Source organism: Acetobacter sp. P5B1 (assembly GCF_018811985.1).
Lineage (GTDB): Bacteria > Pseudomonadota > Alphaproteobacteria > Acetobacterales > Acetobacteraceae > Acetobacter > Acetobacter cerevisiae.
On record NZ_JACRVS010000005.1, the window covers coordinates 42,518 to 61,918 of the forward strand.

Below are 19,401 nucleotides of genomic sequence, written 5' to 3' on the forward strand. Positions count from 1 at the left end.
TATGTTTCTACCCTTCCCCTCTGTGATTACGCAGAGGGGAAGCCTTCTACTCAGTGAATAGAAATATTCATAACTGTTGTAGAATGCCGGGTATTGTCCCGGTTTACCTGCTCTTCAAACACAAAACTATCCTGCCCAGCATAATTGGCAAATGGACGATACTGCACTAATGACCCGTGCACAGGCTGCGTACACCGCGCCAGGGGTGAGGGCGGCTGATAAGAGGGAATGCCTTTAGTATCCGGCACAATCCCTATGCTACCATGCAGCGGCGGTCTGACAATTTTAACCTTAGGCTCAGGACTCATAGCCAGAAGATGACGGTTGCGGCGAGGCAGATGGCGGAGAAGAAGACGGTGGGGCATCTGTCATAGCGGGTTGCGACCCGCCGCCAGTCCTTGAGCCTTCCGAACATAATCTCGATGCGGTTGCGTCTTTTGTATTTTCGCTTGTCGTATTTGACTGGCTTTCCGCGGGATCTCCGTCCCGGAATGCAGGGCCTGATCCCTTTTTCCTCCAAGGCATCCCGGAACCAGTCAGCATCATAACCCCGGTCCGCCAGCATCCACTGTGCCATAGGAAGGCTGTCCAGCAGAGCAGCGGCACCGGTGTAATCACTGACCTGTCCCGCCGTCATGAAGAAGCTCAGCGGTCGTCCGTTCTGATCCGTGACCGCATGCAGCTTCGTATTCATGCCACCTTTTGTCCGTCCGATCAGACGCCCTGGATCCCCTTTTTTAGCCGCAGGCTTGAAGCCGTGCGATGTGCTTTGAGATAGGTCGCATCAATCATAATGGTCTGAGGCTCTGCTTTTTCGGCAGACAGGCCATCCATCATCCGCATGAAAATGCCCATGTCGCCCCAACGTTTCCAACGGTTGTAGAGCGTCTTGTGTGGGCCGTATTCCCGGGGCGCATCCCGCCAGCGCAGACCATTGCGGTTCACGAAAATGATGCCGCTCAGCACGCGGCGGTCATCAACACGAGGTTTGCCGTGGCTCTTGGGAAAAAACGGTCGCAGGCGCTCCATTTGATCGTCCGTCAGCCAAAACAGGTCGCTCATCTTCAGTCTCCTTGCAGAGCCTGAATCAAAATTCCCTACAAAAATCAATGGGTCCTGAGCCTAGGAACAAACTGTTCCTTACAGCTCTGATCAAGAGAAACCTGAAAAACGCCCACCGTTTGCTGATGCGTCATGACGATAGAATGGACCGCGACCTGACCATGCAAGGGGCCCTTCCAAACCACTTTGTCATTATACGCATAGAGCTGGCAGTTTCTGCTCATCTGGGCACACCGCTTTAAGGCCCCTACCCGAGGGTCAAGCCCGCCGGACTCTGATGACGCAGCATTATCGCCAATCACAAAAGCACGCGGGAACGGCTTTTTCAAAAAAATCTTATACTGAGCAATTGCTTTGTCATCCTGTGTCGGCAACGCCTCCAGATCATCAATTTTTGCAAAATGCGTTTCAGGCGGGGCTTTTGAAACAGACGGTAAATATCCCGGCTGGACGTCCTGCGCAGGCAGACCAAGCCTTTGCAAAAAGGCATCCATCTTCGGTATCCAGAGTGAGAAATTTTCTGGATTTCCTGTGAGTGACCCACTATCTTTCTTAATCGTAGGCACATCCAGAACGCTGACATGCGCATCGCCTTTCTGGTACGCGGCCTGCATCTGCCGCCATGTGGCCTCTGGCACCAGACTATCGGGATGAGATTCGACCCACAAGGTTGGCATCTGGTGACTGGCAGCCCCCAGTTTTTCCGCTCCCTGAATGAGCGCCGTATCTCCCTGCTGGCAGGAACGCGCCAGAAAAGCCGGGGAAAATACAATCTGCCCCTTCTGGCCCGGTATCTGCAGAGTGGAAAGTGCCAGACTGGTCCAGCCGCCAAAACTCTGCCCGGCCACAATAATCCGCGACATATCCAGTTCCACAATGGCAGACATATTGTGCAGAACCGCTTTGATGTCCTGAGCGTTCAGAAGTCCGGTCTGATCCAGCGCGCAGCCAGTTGAGAGTGGCTTACCGGAAGATCCAGCGAACCCCTGCGGCATCGGTTGTGCAACGGCGTAACCGCGCGAGAGAAAATACCCGGTCAGGAATGTATAACCCAGCCGTTCCCCCGGTTGCGTATCAGACACATGATCTGCGTCGGCATTAATCACGGCAACTGGGAATGGACCACGCCCATCGGGCAGATAAACCGTCACCTGCAACCGCGCATTACCATCAGCAGGGCCGCGCACTCCTAAAATGGTTTCATGCAGAGGAATGGAGAGATAAGGGAAGGTGACATCTTTTGCCTGAGCCGGAGACGCCACGCCTGTTACCAGAAGAGAGGCAAGAGAAAGAGAAAGAGAAAGAGAAAGAGAAAGAGAATAATATAGTTTTTTATACAGCCGCATAATGATGGTACCTTAATATCGGTTTAGTCCATTATTTCATAAAGTCTTTGAGTGTCAAAAAACGTGCCACGGAAATTTTCACACACCAAAATCTACATCAAAATTGCATATCACTTAAAAAATTACCTGTATTTGTCTTTTAAAAATCTCTCAAAGAGTTAAAAATTTAGTCTTTGTTTTTGGCACACTTGCAGGACCAGTTTTCTATGAAGCGTTTTTTCAACACACGCGAAACACTTGTGACAGACTCTCTGGATGGCCTGCTCCGCTCCTCCATGGGGCAGCATTTGTGCCGGCTGGATGGATATCCCGATATTCGCGTGGTGCTGAGAAAAGAGCGTAACCCTGAGCATGTCGCCGTTATTTCCGGTGGCGGGGCCGGACATGAGCCAACCCATGCCGGGTTTGTCGGCGCAGGCATGCTGGATGCCGCCGTATGTGGCTCGCTCTTCGCCTCCCCCAGCGTGGATGCCATTCTGGCAGGCATTCTGGCCGTGACTGGCAAAGCAGGCTGCCTGCTGGTTATTAAAAGCTATACCGGGGACCGCCTGAATTTTGCACTGGCCGCCGAGCAGGCACGCAGCATGGGGTATCAGGTCGAAACCGTTGTGGTGGGGGATGATATTGCCCTGCCCGATAATCGCTTTGCCCGTGGTTTGGCTGGCACCGTTCTGGTGCATAAAGTTGCCGGCTATGCCGCCAGTCAGGGTGAACCGCTGGCCCGCGTGGCCGAGCGGGCTCGCAGTGCCGCTGCGCAGATTTCTTCCATCGGCCTCTCGCTGACGGACTGCAACGCTTATGACCCGGCCCACACAACCCGACTGACAGCGGAGCAGGCGGAACTGGGTTTAGGCATTCACGGAGAACCGGGCGCGCAGCAGATTACGCTGGCACAGGCGGACACGCTGATGGGGCTGGCCGCAGATACACTCGCCAAAGCTCTCCCCGCCAAAAATGCCTCAGGCAAACACGAACGCTACGCCCTGCTTCTGAACATGCTGGGCAGTGTGCCACCCATTGAAATGACCTTGCTGCTCAACGCCTTTGCCAAAACTGATCTGGCCAAAAACACGGATCTGATTATTGGTCCGGCCCCCATGATGACGGCGCTGGACATGAACGGTTTCTCCCTGACTGCCGTTCCGCTGAGTGCAGAAATCCTTGCCGCCCTGACCGCGCCGGTGGAACCGTGGGCGTGGCCGGGCGCTGCTCCGTTTGCAGCCCCCACCGTGCGCCCTCTGCCAGCCTTGCCGGAAACATTCCGTTTCCCGCCCTCTGCATCCCCTAAAATTGAAGCACTGATCCGCCACGCTGCCAAAACGCTGATTGGCAATGCGGAAGCCCTGAATGCGCTGGATGCCCAGATTGGAGATGGGGATGCCGGGTCTACCTTTGCGGAAGGTGCTCAGGAAATCCTGAAGACCGTGGATCGCCTGCCTCTGGCAAACCCGCAGGAGCTGTTTGCTACTTTCGGCGCTATTCTGGCCCGGCATGCCGGTGGGTCCAGTGGTGTGCTGCTCTCCATCATGTTCTCCGCCGCCGGACGGAGTTCGGACACATGGGCCAGGGCCCTGGTGGAAGGCCTGACCACCATGCAGCAGCATGGCGGGGCCAAGCCGGGAGACCGTACCATGATTGATGCTCTGCACCCGGCTTTTACAGTTCTGGCCGCTGGTGGCGCACTGGCAGAAGTCGCGCAGGCTGCGCGTGACGGCGCGGATGCCACCAAACGCATGACACACGCCAATGCAGGCCGCGCCTCCTATGTGCCGGACTCCAAACTAGCCAATATCCCCGACCCCGGCGCGGAAGCTATTGCCCGGATGTTTGAGGCTCTGGCCAGCATGGGCTGATCCACCTTCAGCCCTCAGAAAGCGGCAAAAAAAATGCCTGTGCAAAATGGGTTTCCTCCATGATGCACAGGCATTTTTCATAAGAAATCTGGATGCCTCACGCGCTTAAAGCACCCGCTGCAAGCCGACTGAACAAACTTGCACTACACTTAAAAAATCGTCCTTACTGGGTCAGATTGTTTAAGGATTCTGTTTCTTTCTGCGTTCAGAAATTGATATCACCCCGCAAATAATAGAAGCCGCCATTCATGCCAAGCTGGGACGTGCTCATGTAATATTGCGGTGCCCCCAGATAGCGGTTGTTATCCGGCACGCGGCTGGGACGGGCATCAAACAGGTTATTGCCACCGAGTGTCAGCGCCAGTCTGGGATGCACGCGGTAGGTGACTTCCAGATTGGTAATAAATTTCGGCGTGTTATGGAACTGTAGGAAGTTTGTGCTGGACAGAGAGCTGGTATTCCCTGCACCCCCATAATAGGTGAGCTGAGACGTGGTCTGGCCATAACGAATTTCGTGCACACCCACTGTCCACTTTCCACTGGTAAAGCGGCCGCCAAAAATCATCTTGCTGCGCGGATAGGCTGTGGTGAGATATGCAATACTCTGCGCATTCATCAACGGATTTCCCTGCGCATCTGTCCCCTGATGGGACAGACGGGTGCGGTTGAGATTGATCGCCACATCCCAGTCAATACGCCCAATGTTCCCAAGCTGGGTTGGGTAGGTCGCCGTCAGGTCCAGCCCCTGCGTGCGGGTGCTGGCCACGTTGGCAAACCAGTGGGTAGACAGGGAGGACGCAGACCATGTGTTAACGTCACTCGGCAGGCTAAAGCCGTTCATGGTCAGCGCAGAAGCGGCCTGCGCACCATAAACCTGCCCACCGGGCATGATCTGATCGCGCAGGTTGATCTGATACACATCCACAGTCACATGCAGTTTGCGGAACGGCTCCATGACAATCCCGCCACTGACGTTGGTTGAACGTTCCGGCTTGAGCGGGGAAGACCCGTTGGCCAGAGCACCCGGAGAGTTCACGGCAATCAGGCCTCGTGCTGCGGTGGGAGAGATCGCCAGTGCACTGTAATGTTCCTGCGCCAGTGTCGGCGCATGGAAGCCATTGGAGATAGTCGCGCGGAAGGCCAGACGCGGAGAGACCTCATACCGGGTGGAAACCTTGCCGGTTTCTGTGTCCCCCACATCCGTATAATGCTCGTAGCGGCCAGCAAGATCCAGCTGCCAGTGGCGTGTCAGATGTGTGGAAACATCGATATATCCGGCCACGACATCACGACTAAAGTTGCCTGCATTACCGGGGTTGGTCCCCGCCATGGCATCGGACCCGCTACCATACAAAGAGTCCGCATCGCCCGTGCCGATGGAATAGCTTTCATACCGATAGGACGCCCCACCTGCGACGTTGATCTCATGCGGCCAGCCTGAGAATTTAAACTTGCGGGAGAGGTCGAAATTGTTGCTCCACTGAGAATTGTTAAAGCCCTGCACGTCAAAGTTTGTCGGGGTGCGGCCTGTATCTTTCTCAATAGCCAGATTGGCGGAGTTGGTCAGACCAATATTGTCAAAATCGCGCCCATAAACCGTGGAAAAATCCCAGTTCCAGCCAGCGAGTTTTCCTTTAACACCGGCAGTCAGCTCGAAGTCATTCTCTTCGATTGTTTCCAGAGGCGAGTAACCATTCGGATAGATGGCCGCATAACCCGGATAGCTGGCCAGAGAACTGGCAAGGCGATAGTTCTGGTAGGATTCCGCGTGCCGATGCGCATATGTGCCCGTGCCGTAAAGCTGAATGCTATCTGTCAGATCATACCCGGCCTTGATGGCAACGCTTTCACGCGTCTGTTCCGGCTGGCCCAGCACGTAATTGTTTTTCTGGCCTGTGCGTGCATCGGGCGCGCTGCGGAAAGTGTGATCGGTATGATAAAAATCGCCGCTCACATGCACAAAACCACGGCTGCCAAGCTGTGCCCCGCCGTCCAGATACACGCCCTGCTGGAAACCATCCTTCGCAGCGGTAATGCCGGAGATAGATTCCGCATGGAACCCGTGGTCCTGCTTTTTGAGGATGATGTTCACCACCCCCGCCACGGCGTCTGACCCGTACTGTGCGGAAGCCCCGTCGCGCAGCACTTCCACATGGTCGATAGCCGCCATGGGGATCATGTCGATATCGACAGCCGTGGAGCCCTGCTGCGGGCCGGGATCGGCATAGATATTGGCTGTGGTATGACGACGTTTTCCGTCCACCAGCACCAGTGTTTCATTCGGGTTCAGGCCCCGCAGACTGATGGAATCCGTCAGCGCGCCACTATCAAACCCGCCGGTCGGCATGGTGAGAGACGGCAGAAGCTGAGCCAGTGCTTCCCGCAGGTTGGGCTGGCCGGTCTGGTTCAACTGCTTGGCCGAGACGACATCAATCGGGGAAAGGCTCTCACGCGCCTTGCGGCCGCCCGTCTCGCGCGTGCCGGTCACAATCACGGATTCTTCACCCTCCGCCGCAACCGGGCCGGGCGCCGCAACTGACCCACGCAGCGTGCGCACCTGCTGGGGAGTCAGCGTAGCGGGAGCTGCGGTTGTGCCAGGAGCCGCCGTGCCGGAGACCGGATGCACCGCTGCCGGGCGAACGGCCTGTCCCGTGGTTTTATGCGGCACAGCCTGAGCTGTGTGCTTTACGGCCTTCCCGGACGGTTGTTCCTCCGCCGCAAAAGCCTTCCCTCCGGCAAAACCGGACAACAGGGTGGCAGCCAGCAGAGCAGAGGAAAAACCACGACCACAAACCGGTACGCGCCCCTGTGCTGAACGGACCCGAATGATAGTCTCTGACGAAAAACCTTTGCGCACAGCAGAACGCTCCCAAGCACATGTTTAATAAACACATATATTGCGTGTTTATTTATAACACTCTTATTAATGTGCAATTAGGGTTGGGGCGGGTTATCTCGTATTATTCAGGAGGTGTGGTGATCCTGCAACAGAGTGCCACCACAAGGCCGCACCTTCCCTGCTCTTAAGCGAGGCAGACCAGAGCGAGGAGACAACGCCCCTTGCCCCGGAAAGTTTCTGTTACAAAGACTGAAGATTATAGAGCCTGCGATAAAGGCCATCCGGCTTCTGCACCAGTTCCGCGTGGGGTGCGTCTTCCACTACCTGCCCGCGCTCGAACACGAGAATGCGGTCCAGATCCACCACCGTGGCCAGACGGTGCGCAATCACAATCACCGTGCGGCCTTCCATCAACCGCTGCATAGCGTCCTGCACCAGAGATTCAGATTCTGAATCAAGGCTGGCCGTGGCTTCATCCAGCACCAGAATGGGGTTATCGGCCAGAAAGGCGCGGGCAATGGCAACACGCTGGCGCTCACCGCCAGAGAGCTTCACACCCCGTTCCCCTACCAGCGTCTGATACCCATCAGGCAGGCGCGCAATAAAATCTGACGCATTGGCCAAACGGGCGGCTTCTTCAATTTCCGCCTGTGTGGCGTCCGGGCGACCATAAGCAATATTGTCCGCCAGACTGCGATGGAACAGGGTGGGTTCCTGCTGCACAATGGCAATTTGCGACCGCAGGCGAGACTGACTCACCGTGGCGATATCCACGCCATCAATCAGAATTTTCCCACCATTCAGCGGATAAAGCCGCTGCAACAGCTTGGTAAAGGTCGACTTCCCGGAACCGGACGGCCCGACCAGCCCTACGCGGCTACCGGGCGCAATCGTCAGGCTGAGATCTGTAAATATGGGCCGTGTCTGACCGGGATACTGGAAGGACACATGCTCGAACCGGATTTCCCCTTCCCGAATAGTAAAAGGCTGCACAACGGGCAAATCTTTCACGCCGGGCTCGGTCCGCCACAGCTCAATCAGTTCTTCCATTTCATTCACAGAGCGCTGCACCACAGACACCTGCTGGCCAATATCCCGCAGATAGCCCTGCACGAGAAACGTCATGGTCAGCACATAGGCCAGATCCCCCGGCCCCGCCTTGCCGTCCAGCCACAGCCAGACAGCCGCACCGGACAGGATAACGCGCATGGCCGTGACCATCAGGTTCTGAATGCTGGCGCTGTTGGTGCCGCGCGTCCATGTGTGGCAAGTCTGCTTTTTCCATTCAGACACAACCTGCATCAGCCGGGCTTCTTCCCGCTCCTCCGCGCCAAAGGCTTTCACCACGGCGTTGCAGGTGATGGAATCCGCCAAAGCGGCGCCCATCTTGCTGTCCCACTGGTTGGCCTGACGGGCCGAGGGCGCCACATAGCGCAGTGTGAGCAGACAGGAGCAGGTGATAAACACCGCCGACAGCACACCCAGCAGCACACCCATCAGCAGCCAGTGCCATGCCAGCACCAGTGTGGTGAGCACCAGCAGACAGGCTTCCGGGATGAGCATCAGCAGCAGTGTGTCATCCAGCATGTCCACAGCCCACATGCCGCGCGTCAGCCGCCGTACGGTGGAACCGGCGAAGGTATTGGCATGCCAGTCCGTGGAGAGGCGCTGCACATGCGCAAAGGCCTGCCCGACAATTTTCTGCATGACCTGCGTGCTTAGATGCGTAATACCCAGATACGCGGCACGCTTGCCCAGAACGTTGCCCACGCCACAGGCAGCCATGCCAGCCAGCATCCACAAAGCGTCGCGGATCAGGTTGGACTCAGCCGCAGGCTGCGCAACATCGGTCACCAGACGGCCGGCCAGAACTGGCATCAGCACATCCAGCAGGGTTGCAAACATGACCCCGGCGACTGTGACTATCAGCGGGCGGGGGAATTCTATCCACCGCTGCATGACAAACTTCAGAACATCGACAAACAGGTTTGGCCCCCGTACGGCACGACCCGTATCGGAAGAGGAGGTACTCATCAGAACAATCCGAAAAAAGGGAGAAAACAGCGAACCTCGGCTGAGGTCTGGTTCTGTGTCTGTATCGTGCGGCCTCGTATTTAGCAAACATTCCGGCACTGACCGCCGCTTTGTTCTGGCCAACCGGAGATAGACGCCAACGCCCCGCACGCGGTAGAGTTTGCACATGGCCAGACAGACACGCACCCCTGCCGAGGCAGAGGCTCACCTTCCCAAATCCTCCGCTGCCGGACGCAAGACAGCAAAGGCCGCAAAGCCTGTTGCCCCCACCGCCGCAGATAGCAAGGTCACAGCCCCGCGGGACATGACACGGCCAGAAATTGTGCAGTTTCTGACAGACCTTGAGCGCGCCTGGCCGGATGCGGAAACGGAACTGCATTACAGCACGCCGTTCACGCTGCTGATTGCGGTGGTGCTTTCCGCACAGGCGACGGACGCCTCCGTCAACCGCGTGACCCCGGCCCTGTTTGCCGCAGCTCCCAATCCGGCAGCCATGGTGGCGCGGGGGGAAGATGGCGTGGGTGAGTTGATCCGCACGATCGGCCTCTGGCGCAACAAGGCGAAAAATGTGGTGGAACTCTCTCGCCAGCTTTTGGAACGCCACAAAGGCGAGGTTCCCGGCACACGGGAAGAGCTGGAAGCGCTGGCCGGCGTGGGCCGCAAAACAGCCAATGTGGTGCTGAATGTCGCCTTCCATCAGCCGACCGTGCCGGTGGATACGCATGTTTTCCGGCTCGCCAACCGCACAGGACTAGGGCGCGGCAAGACAGTGGAAGCGGTGGAAGCCGCACTTGAGCGACGCATCCCCAAAGAGATGATCCGCGATTCCCACCACTGGATGATCCTGCAGGGCCGCTACGTGTGCAAAGCCCGCAAGCCGGAATGCTGGCGCTGTGCCGCCAGTGAGCCGTGCCTGTATCCTGTCAAAACAGACCGGCCCGTTATCAAGCCGCCGCGTCAGACACTGTGAGAGTGCCTTACTGCCCCGACGAGGTGTTCAGGAGCGCCTTATAACCAGCCCGCCAGTTCCTGCCGGGTGAGCTGTTCCAGCACGTCAATGGCTTCCACGCTGTCATTCAGGCAGGGGATCAGGGTGAATTCCTCCCCACCAGCCTTGATGAAGTCTTCACAGACCTCGTTGCCAATTTCATCCAGCGTTTCAATACAGTCGGTCATGAAGCCGGGCGTGATGACGGCAATGCGCTTCACGTCTTTTTCGGGCAGCCCTGCAATAAACGGCGCGGTGTAGGGCTCCAGCCATTTGGTGGGGCCAAAGCGGGACTGAAAGGTGAGCGGCAACATAGTCTCATCCATCCCCAACGCCTCACGCAGCGCTTTCACTGTGCGCTGGCAGTCCGCAAGGTAGGAATCGCCCTTGTCCACATACTCCTGAGGCAGACCGTGGAACGATGCCACCACCATTTGCGGCGGCGTATCCAGTGCGGCCATTGTCTTACGGACGGAACTGGCCAAAGCCTCGATATAAGTCGGATTGTCCGGGAACGCTGGCAGCGTGCGAATAGCGGGCTGATTACGCAGCGTCATCAGAAAACGGAAAAGCTGGTCATTCGCAGTCGCGGTGGTGGTCGCGCTGTATTGCGGATAGAGCGGCACGGCCAGAATACGGTCACACCCATGTTCCAGCAGCTCACGTACCCCAGCCTCAACGGACGGCGTGCCGTAGCGCATGGCCCAGGCGACCGGCACATTATCAGCCGCAAACCGGGCGTGCAGCCCCTCTGCCTGCCCGCGCGTGTAACCCCGCAGCGGGCTTTCATTGTTCTCTTTATCCCAGATGCGCTCGTAGGCTTTGCCGCTTTTGCCGGGGCGGACGGTCAGCACCACACCCTGCAGGATGGGCTGCCAGAGCACCGGAGAGCCTTCAATCACCCGTCGGTCAGAGAGGAATTCGGACAGATACCGCCGCACGGCCCGATACCCCGTATCATCCGGCGTGCCCAGATTGAGCAGCAGAATACCCGGACGACCTTCATGCCGCGCTTTGCCGTTGGGCTGTTTACGGGAGGGAATGTGGTGGAAGACCATGAAACCTCTTACAGAGCTTTAAGCCCCAGTTTTATGCATTTGAGCATGACGGAGGGTAATGAAAGCCCGGCCACACTACCAACCGGCGCCAGAAAACCCGACTGCACGGCCTGATTGGAAAAATGCTGCACCCGCGCAGCGTAAACTGTGACCTCAAGCGTAAAATGCGTAAACACATGCCGCACCACGCCACAAGCTTGCCAGGAGGCTTTGCAGGGCGCCTGTTCCAGAGCCCCGGCCTCTGACCAGGGCTCCGAACGCCACTCCGTGCCGGGAAGTTCCGTCATGGCTGCCAGTAGCCCGGTTTCCGGCCTCTTCCGCAACAAGACCTGCTTCGCTGCATCTACTGCCAGAAAATGCGCGCCATAACGCACCGGCCGCGCCACTTTAGGGGCCTTGCGTGGCAGAGTGGCAGCAATACCGGCTTTTTGCGCAGCACAGCTCTCCCGCCACGGGCACAGAGCACAGGCCGGAGAACGCGGCGAGCACAGGGACGCCCCCAGATCAAACAACGCCTGAGCAAAATCGGAAGGACGTGCCTGTGCCTGCCGGTCCGCATTCAGCCCTTCAGCCAGCTTCGCCAGTGTTTTGCGGGCGGCGGGTAGCGACTCTTCCACCGCAAACAGGCGGGCGGTAATGCGCTCCACATTGCCATCCACCGGCACCACCGGCACGCCAAACGCAATGGCCGCCACCGCCGCCGCTGTATAAGCCCCTACCCCCGGCAGAGCGCGCAGGCCGGCGACATCCTGCGGAAAGCCGCCCAGTGCCACGACCTGCTGTGCGCAGGCATGCAGGTTTCTGGCGCGGGAATAATAGCCCAGCCCGGCCCATGCGGAGAGCACAGCATCCCGGTCCGCCGCCGCCAGATCCTGCACGGTAGGGAATTTTTCCAGAAAACGATGGTAATACGGACCAACAGCCTTGACCGTTGTCTGCTGAAGCATGATCTCGCTCAGCCAGACATGGTATGGGTCAGCATGCTGATCGACTTCGGCGCGCCATGGCAGAGTGCGGCGATGTCTGTCATACCAGTCGAGCAGGGATCGGGCGGATGGCTTTTTCACGGAGAGTGTTATGACGAAGGAGAGTCCCTCCGGCAAGACAACAGGGCGCAAAACTGCCACCACCAAAAAAGCGCAAACACCGCCCGCACCGCCACGCCGGGCCATGACGGCCCGCAGTCTCGCCGCATTGCTGCCCAATGTTACGGCCCCGGCCTTCAAGAAACGCTCCCCGGCAGGCGTGCAGCTCTTTACAGACTGGGCTGATATTGTGGGTCCGGCTCATGCTGCCGTCACAACACCCCGCAAATTATCTGCCGGCACTCTGAGCATTGCGTGTGCCGGGCCGGTCGCCATGGAGCTCCAGCATCTGAGCGATGCCCTGATTGCGCGCATCAATACATGGTGCGGGCAGGCTTTGGTGGCGCGTCTGCGTTTTGTGCAGGACCCAGCCGCCGGGCAACGCATAACCGCACGCCGCACGCCCAAGGCCGCCATGCGCCCGTGCCATCTGCCGGAGATGGAAGACAGCCCGTTAAAGGAGGCGCTGGAATCTCTGGGCGCGCATATCGTGCAGAAAAAAGCGGGGCGTTAACGAACAATCCTTACAGGTTGGCAATTACTTTCAATCCAACCAGTGCGGCATCTGGTCTGCGAGAGGTTTCGCCCGGACGAATCATATACTGAAATTCAGGCTGAACCAGCACACCGGGAACGACGTCGATTGCGTAATAGGCTTCAATAACGTGAGAGTCCGTCTGCGGTGCCAGAACCTGAGCGCCCAGAGAAAGACCGGCATCCTGCGCATACATCTGCCCCAGTTCTTTCCGATGACTGACATGATACCAGGAATATAAAATTCCCAGCCTGTCAGTCAGGCGACCCGGAATGACACCATTAAAGGACAGGCCTCCATAGGCTTCATCAGAGATGGAGGAAACACGCGGCGTGTTATGAATATACCCCGCCATGAGGTAACCACCAGCCATCTGGTTACGGCCCCCTTTACGGTAAATCATCTGGTCCCCCTCAAACCAGAACATATCCATTGGCGCACTGTGCAGGCGGCCCGCAGCGACAACCTTGTTGGCCGGAGATGTTCCCATAACATCCGGGTAGCGCGACGTATCATGTGCATAACCAAAAACATAATGCCCTGGCAGGCGGTTTCGCGTTAGGAAGGGTTGCCATGTAAACTCTATTGGCAACATCAGGCCTGTGGTGTTTTCACTCCCCCATGCCCACCCGCTGGGGTTATTGGCAAGCGGGCTGACCTGATAAGCACCCAGCTGCACCATGGTATCGCGCGTGGGACGAAAGCGCACACGGCTACCCCATGTCGCTTTTGGGTAAACGGCAAATCCCGGATCGACTTTCAGAGCTACGGGTGCCGAGCATGTCACCATAAAAGAGCAGATAAGAGGGGATGTTGCAAAAACATGCGTCAGAGACATGCGGCCAAACGTGATATCCATACGGTTCTGGAGAAACTTCTTTTCCGCATAAAAATCGACCAGATGGGCCACGACGTGCCCGGAAAGTCCGTAAACTTCCATAAGGTTTACATAATAATCCCCAACCCGGTCATGCGACACTTCTCGCCCCGCACGGTTCATGAGCAGGGTATGGATAGACCACCCGTTCAAGCCCGCCAGTTTCCCCAGATCAAAGTTCATTTGCAGGGTCAGCTCATGCACATAATCCATGCCACGCTGCATGCCACCATGGATATTGGCCATAGCTTCCCCTTTATACGTAAAAGAGAAAACAAAGCCTTTTTTCTGAAGTCTTTCACGGAATGGCATGATTTGCGGAACCAGATGACCGCTCCCTGCGGTGGGGACATAATACGGGTCATCCATATCCGTGCGGCGCTGGGCATCCACTTCTGAAGGAAGCAGCCAGGATGGCCCTTCTTTGCCCGTCAGATCATCCAGCTCCAGTTTATGAAAGGTCCTGGCACTTTGATATTCATCCACACTGGGAACATCCATCGTCGCCAGCCCGGGCCAGGGGGCAACCGGCACACCACTTGCCGGAAGCGGAGAGTTCTTAGGCCGCACAAGCACACGGGCGTCCGGCTGAGACGGATCATCCTGGGATGGTGTTCCGGAAAGAACATCAACATAAACGGTTTTTTTGGTCGGAGACGATAAGACGCTGGCGTCTTCAGCGTGCGCGACACCGGAAGAGAGAGTGATTAGCAGGCTTCCTGCAAGCGTTACTCCCCGTAAAGCAGAAAACGGTTTGAATACAGGAAACCTGTTGCAGCGTTTGCGATACATCATCTGACCATGGATAAGTTTTAGCACTCTGGCCAGAAAGTTCCCGGTTAAAGCGTGGAAAGCTGGAGAGGTCACCCAACATTTTTTAAAACGGGCCCTGACACATCAGGGCCCGCCTTCCGCCAAGAATGCCGACTCTCACCAGAAAGGCGGCAAAATGCGATAGCATGTTTTTTCTGAAATGATTTGGGAAAACAACAGTATATAAAACACAAAAACGTTATGTTCAATAAATATAGAATCTAACTATTAAGTAATTTATATGGAGTTTTGGTTTTTTATTTATATATAATTATGCGCACGCATTCAAAAAGATCCGACAGAATATCGGTTCATATCAAAATGGAAATAGAAAACGTAAGATATTATAAACAAGAATACCGTACTGTTATTTCCAAATCTTCCTTAGAGAGCAAAAGAGACGCATCAAGAATGACCTGAGAGACACCCTTGAAAACATCGCGCTTGACTGTTGCTGTGCATGAACCCTTTAAGGCGCTGAAATTCATCCAATGTCCAATATATGAAAGAGGGATTTTCCATATTTTTTCCATATGGATATAACGTGCACATAGCGTTCGACTCTATTGAATTTCTCATACAAATTATAATTTTATCAATGACTTATCTTGTTTTCTACTGAACCAGAAATGCTATCTATCTGGAAAGAGCATAACGAAAAGGAGCGAGGCTTCTCACCGGAACGTTACCCCCGAAAGAGGGCGGAAATGCCTCCTGTCCACCACTAAGAAGAATGGGCAGAAAAGAACCTGCCATTTCACAAAAAAGCTACTCTCAAGGCGAACGACCTTGTGCTAGGAAAAATTTTATAAAAATTCACCGTTTTTCGGTGGGTTTTCCCCAAATCCCTTCTTGACAGAATCAGACATATTGGACACAGAGCATTTTCCGCTCCTCTGGAAACAATGATGAAGGATTTTTTCCACAGCCCATGGTGCACAGGGAAAAGCTCTTATCATAAGCCAGTGTATCTGGATTTAGTCGTAACCTCGGCCCGGCACCCTGCTGTCAGGACGATTTCAATACTGGAGTGACAGCATGGGTGACGGTCAACCCGCAGATCACCATTCTCCGCTAGGTGGCATTTATCGTGCCATCTTTTCTGTCATCAGCCTTGCTGCTGGTCTGGCGCTTGCTTACGGTGGCATAAAGCTTCTGATGCTCGGCGGCTCAGCGTATTACCTCCTGGCGGGCCTTGCCTATTGTGCCCTGGCCGTTCTGGTTTTTCTGAAACATCCTTATACTCTGGCTGTGTCGGCCGTTGTTTTTGCCGCCACCTTTGTATGGGCGCTGTGTGACACGCCGGAAATTGGCTACTGGGCCCTTTTGCCTCGGCTGGTTGTGCCTGCCATCCTCTTCACTCTCACTCTGTGGGCCGTCGCTACCTTCCCGGCCACGCCTTCTCCCATCCGGCGGGGAAGCGTTTTTGGTGGTCTTGGAATTGTCGGCTGTTTGCTGGTGACACTGGTAGAAGCCTTCTTCCCGCACGGGCGGATCAGCAACCCGAACGCAGCATCAGCCAATCCGCAGGTGGCGCAGGCAGGCAAGCCCGACGCGCCGGATGATTGGGAATTCTTTGGGCGGAATGCTCAGGGTACGCGTTACGCACCCTACACCCAGATCACGCCAGACAACGTCAGCAAGCTGAAAGTTGCGTGGGTTTATCATACGGGCAGAAGAACGCATGGTCCCGGTGCAGGGGTTGATGAAAACACCCCCCAGCAGATTGGCAACGTGCTGTATTCCTGCACGCCGGAAAACCTGATTACGGCTCTGGAAGCCGACACCGGGAAAGAGCTGTGGAAGTTTGATCCCAAGGCACACTCTGCTGAACATGTCACATGCCGTGGCGTTGGCTATTACGATGCTACAAAAGACGCCAGCCTGACCGCTGAGGAAAAAGCAGCGGATGATGCGGCCCCCATGTGCCACCAGCGTATTCTGGTCTCAACCGTGGATGCCCGCTTTATTGCGCTGGATGCCCACACCGGTGCGGAATGTTCCGGCTTTGGTGAAAACGGCGTTGTAGACCTAAAGAAACAGATGGGTCCGACTGCAGCGGGCAAACGCTACCACCCCACCTCCACCCCGGTTGTTATGGGCCACGTTGCCGTTATCGGCGGCTGGGTGCGTGACATTGTTCACGGAGAACCCTCCGGCGTTGTGCGGGCTTATGACGTGCGGACCGGCGCTCTGGCCTGGGCCTGGGATGTTGGTGACCCGGACAACACGGGCGCGCCTGCGGACGATCAGACCTACACGCTGGAAACCCCTAACGTATGGACCATCCCGACCTACGATAAAGAGCTGAATCTCGTCTATCTGCCCACCGGCAATGGACCGCCGGATTACTGGGGCGGAGACCGGACGGTCGCCAAAGAAAAATTCGGCGCTGCTGTTGTCGCCGTGGATGCTTCTACCGGCAAAACAAAATGGGTTTTCCAGACAGTTCACCATGACGTCTGGGATTATGACCTACCCTCGCAGCCTGTTCTGTATGATGTGACCAACGCGCAGGGTGAAAAAATCCCGGCACTGATCCAGACCACAAAGACCGGACATATCTTTGTTCTTGACCGCCGCACCGGCACGCCGGTGACGGAAGTTCAGGAACGTCGCGTTGCAACCTCTCCTTCAGCGCAGGGCGAACATCTGTCTCCCACCCAGCCGTTCTCTGTGGGCATGCCCACCATCGGGGCTGATCCGCTGACGGAAAGCTCCATGTGGGGTGTCAGCACGTTTGACCAGCTTTATTGCCGCATCATGTTCAAAGATTCGGTGTATGAAGGCCCGTTCACGCCGCCGGGTGAAAAACCCTATATCGAATGGCCCAGCCTGCTGGGTGGCATGAACTGGGGCGGCATCTCCATTGATGAAGCACGCGGCGTCATGTTTGTGAATGACATGCGGATGCCCCTGCGCATGTCTCTGGTGAACCTTGAGGAAGCCAAAAAATATAAAGCCTCAACAGACGAAGTGCCGGGCTTCATGGGCACCATGCGCCCGCAGGTGGCTGGGTCCTATGCTGGTGTGCGCATTGATATTCTGCAGTCTCCGCTGCAGGTACCCTGCAACACGCCGCCCTTCGGCACCATGAGCGCCATTGATCTGCATACCAAAAAGCTGCTGTGGCAGGTGCCCATGGGCACAACGCAGGATCTGGGTCCGATGGGAATCAAAACCCATCTGCCGGTGCCCATGGGGATGCCAACTCTGGGTGGCCCCACTTCCACCGCGTCCGGGCTGGTCTTCTTTGCTGGCACACAGGATTACTATCTACGTGCGCTGGATTCCGGCACGGGTAAGGAAGTGTGGCGTGAGCGTCTGCCGGTTGGCGCTGTGGCAGCCCCCCTCATTTTCCGCTCCCCCAAAACGGGCAAGGAATATGTGGTGATCTCTGCCGGCGGCATGAGCCACTCTCCAGATGTGGGTGACTATATTATTGCCTACACGCTGCCGGATGATGGTGCGGCCAAATAAGCGGCCAAAAACTCACTGACCGGAACACAGGAAAATCCCCACTTTATGTGGGGATTTTTTTTGCCCGACCTCCCGGAGTCAAAGCGCGATGATATGCCTGCTCAAGGTTGTGATTGCATCCGGCTTTCAGGAAAGGCACCATGCGCGCATGGTTCGGACTTTTCTTCTCCCCGGAACAGCACAAAAGAGAAAACGCACGCTTTGCTCGCTGTTTCTTGGTGGGCTGGCAGCACTCTCTGCCTGTGCCGGGCCAACACGCTCAACATACCGTGCCCCCGGTGCGGCGCTCAACCCGTGGGGACCCTATATTCAGGAAGCCTCCACACGGTTTTCCATCCCGCAGTCATGGATTCGCGCCATCATGCAACAGGAGTCCGGCGGCCACCAATACATGCATGGCCGGCCCATCCGCTCCATCCATGGGGCAGTCGGCCTGATGCAGATCAAGCCCGATACCTACAGAGAACTGGCCAAACGCTACCATCTGGGATCGGACCCTTACAACCCGCATGACAACATCATGGCGGGTAGTGGGTACATCCGCGAACTATATGATCGCTTTGGCTCTCCGGGCTTTGTGGCCGCTTACAACTGCGGCCCGCAGTGTGAAGAAAACCACCGGAGCCGCGGCACAAGCCTGCCCTCCTACGCGCGGACCTATCTGGCCGCTGTGAGCCCGCATCTGAATGACCCGGTTCCGGCCATCGCCACCACGACCGAGATGGCGTATGCCACAGCCCCCAGTGCGACCATACCTCAGCAGGTCGCCGTTCCCGCCAGCCCTCCGGCTTATCGCGTCGTTGCCGCCTCCGCTCCGGCCACGGTGGCGGTTGCCAGCACACCCGCCGCAAGCACGGTCGGAACTGCTACGGCTCCGCCACTGCCTGCTGATGACCTTGCGCCCCCGGCCCCCTACACCTCAGACGGAGATATTGCTGTCTCTTCCGCCGCGGGCACTGAGGCCGCTGGACAGGCTCTCACAACGCCTGTAATTACACCGGCATCTTATACGACCCCGACAGCTGCCACGGTCTGGCAACAGGATACAGGGGGCAATGCCATGATCCAGATTGGCGCATTCTCCACGCAGGAACGTGCTCTTCAGGCGGCAGCTCTGGCCAGACAGTCTTCCGGTGGGCTGGCAAGTGCGGTCAACCGGATTGAGCTGATCCCCACCACCAATGGGCGCCAGATCTGGCGGACACGGCTGGCGGGCCTGTCCGCCACACAAACCGGGCCGATCTGCTCCCAGCTTCGGCAGCAGGGGCTATCCTGTATTCTGGTTGTTAATCAGTAAATTTTCTCTATTTCGCGTTAAGATTTTTATTATAGGGCCATACTCCCTATAAATGCCGCCTTAACAAGACCTTAATCTTATTCAGATTACATGGGACAATTCTTTGGATAATACGGTTATAGAGAACGGACACC

12 protein-coding genes are annotated in these 19,401 nt (G+C 56.6%); 5 read left to right on the top strand and 7 right to left on the bottom strand.

Going from position 1 to position 19,401, the window contains the following annotated elements; all coding sequences use genetic code 11:
• Positions 1 to 304: 304 nt before the first annotated feature.
• Both KP703_RS04675 and KP703_RS04680 read right to left on the bottom strand, forming a co-directional pair.
• A protein-coding gene (locus tag KP703_RS04675; protein WP_148425110.1) for an IS5 family transposase occupies positions 305 to 1,062 on the bottom strand; the annotation gives its coding sequence in 2 pieces (ribosomal slippage) (positions 305 to 741 and positions 741 to 1,062; 759 coding nt in all).
• 44 nt (positions 1,063 to 1,106) lie between these two features.
• Complete coding sequence (locus KP703_RS04680; RefSeq protein ID WP_215753956.1) at positions 1,107 to 2,408, bottom strand: CocE/NonD family hydrolase; 1,302 nt, start codon at positions 2,406 to 2,408, stop codon at positions 1,107 to 1,109.
• Positions 2,409 to 2,614: 206 nt separating this feature from the next.
• Between KP703_RS04680 and KP703_RS04685 the strand changes: the two genes are divergently transcribed.
• The gene (locus tag KP703_RS04685; RefSeq protein ID WP_215753957.1) at positions 2,615 to 4,261 is read left to right on the top strand and encodes a dihydroxyacetone kinase subunit DhaK; all 1,647 of its coding nucleotides are present in this window, start codon (positions 2,615 to 2,617) and stop codon (positions 4,259 to 4,261) included.
• 205 nt (positions 4,262 to 4,466) lie between these two features.
• On the opposite strand, the gene KP703_RS04690 is transcribed toward KP703_RS04685, so the two are convergent.
• Positions 4,467 to 6,929, bottom strand: a complete 2,463-nt coding sequence (locus tag KP703_RS04690; protein WP_215754011.1) for a TonB-dependent receptor — start codon at positions 6,927 to 6,929, stop codon at positions 4,467 to 4,469.
• A 411-nt stretch (positions 6,930 to 7,340) separates the two neighbouring features.
• Positions 7,341 to 9,134: an ABC transporter ATP-binding protein gene (locus tag KP703_RS04695; protein ID WP_215753958.1), complete on the bottom strand. Its 1,794-nt coding sequence runs from the start codon at positions 9,132 to 9,134 to the stop codon at positions 7,341 to 7,343.
• A 304-nt stretch (positions 9,135 to 9,438) separates the two neighbouring features.
• Here KP703_RS04695 and nth point away from each other — a divergent pair, with 304 nt between their 5' ends.
• Entirely contained in the window at positions 9,439 to 10,104 is a 666-nt protein-coding gene (gene nth, locus KP703_RS04700; protein ID WP_252353854.1) for an endonuclease III, read from the top strand.
• A gap of 38 nt (positions 10,105 to 10,142) precedes the next feature.
• Here the strand turns inward: nth and hemH are convergent, their stop codons facing one another.
• Both hemH and mutY read right to left on the bottom strand, forming a co-directional pair.
• Positions 10,143 to 11,180: a ferrochelatase gene (hemH, locus tag KP703_RS04705; protein ID WP_215753960.1), complete on the bottom strand. Its 1,038-nt coding sequence runs from the start codon at positions 11,178 to 11,180 to the stop codon at positions 10,143 to 10,145.
• 8 nt (positions 11,181 to 11,188) lie between these two features.
• Positions 11,189 to 12,247 (bottom strand): A/G-specific adenine glycosylase, encoded by a 1,059-nt coding sequence (gene mutY / locus KP703_RS04710; protein WP_215753961.1) that lies wholly within the window; start codon positions 12,245 to 12,247, stop codon positions 11,189 to 11,191.
• Between the two features lie 10 nt (positions 12,248 to 12,257).
• Between mutY and KP703_RS04715 the strand changes: the two genes are divergently transcribed.
• Positions 12,258 to 12,779, top strand: a complete 522-nt coding sequence (locus tag KP703_RS04715) for a DUF721 domain-containing protein (RefSeq protein WP_215753962.1) — start codon at positions 12,258 to 12,260, stop codon at positions 12,777 to 12,779.
• 10 nt (positions 12,780 to 12,789) lie between these two features.
• On the opposite strand, the gene KP703_RS04720 is transcribed toward KP703_RS04715, so the two are convergent.
• Entirely contained in the window at positions 12,790 to 14,496 is a 1,707-nt protein-coding gene (locus KP703_RS04720) for a carbohydrate porin (RefSeq protein ID WP_253555792.1), read from the bottom strand.
• 1,032 nt (positions 14,497 to 15,528) lie between these two features.
• Here KP703_RS04720 and KP703_RS04725 point away from each other — a divergent pair.
• Together KP703_RS04725 and KP703_RS04730 are read left to right on the top strand one after the other, a co-directional pair.
• A complete protein-coding gene (locus KP703_RS04725; RefSeq protein WP_215753963.1) occupies positions 15,529 to 17,970 on the top strand; it encodes a membrane-bound PQQ-dependent dehydrogenase, glucose/quinate/shikimate family in 2,442 nt (813 codons plus the stop codon).
• A 148-nt stretch (positions 17,971 to 18,118) separates the two neighbouring features.
• Positions 18,119 to 19,267: a transglycosylase SLT domain-containing protein gene (locus KP703_RS04730; protein ID WP_215753964.1), complete on the top strand. Its 1,149-nt coding sequence runs from the start codon at positions 18,119 to 18,121 to the stop codon at positions 19,265 to 19,267.
• Positions 19,268 to 19,401: the final 134 nt, after the last annotated feature.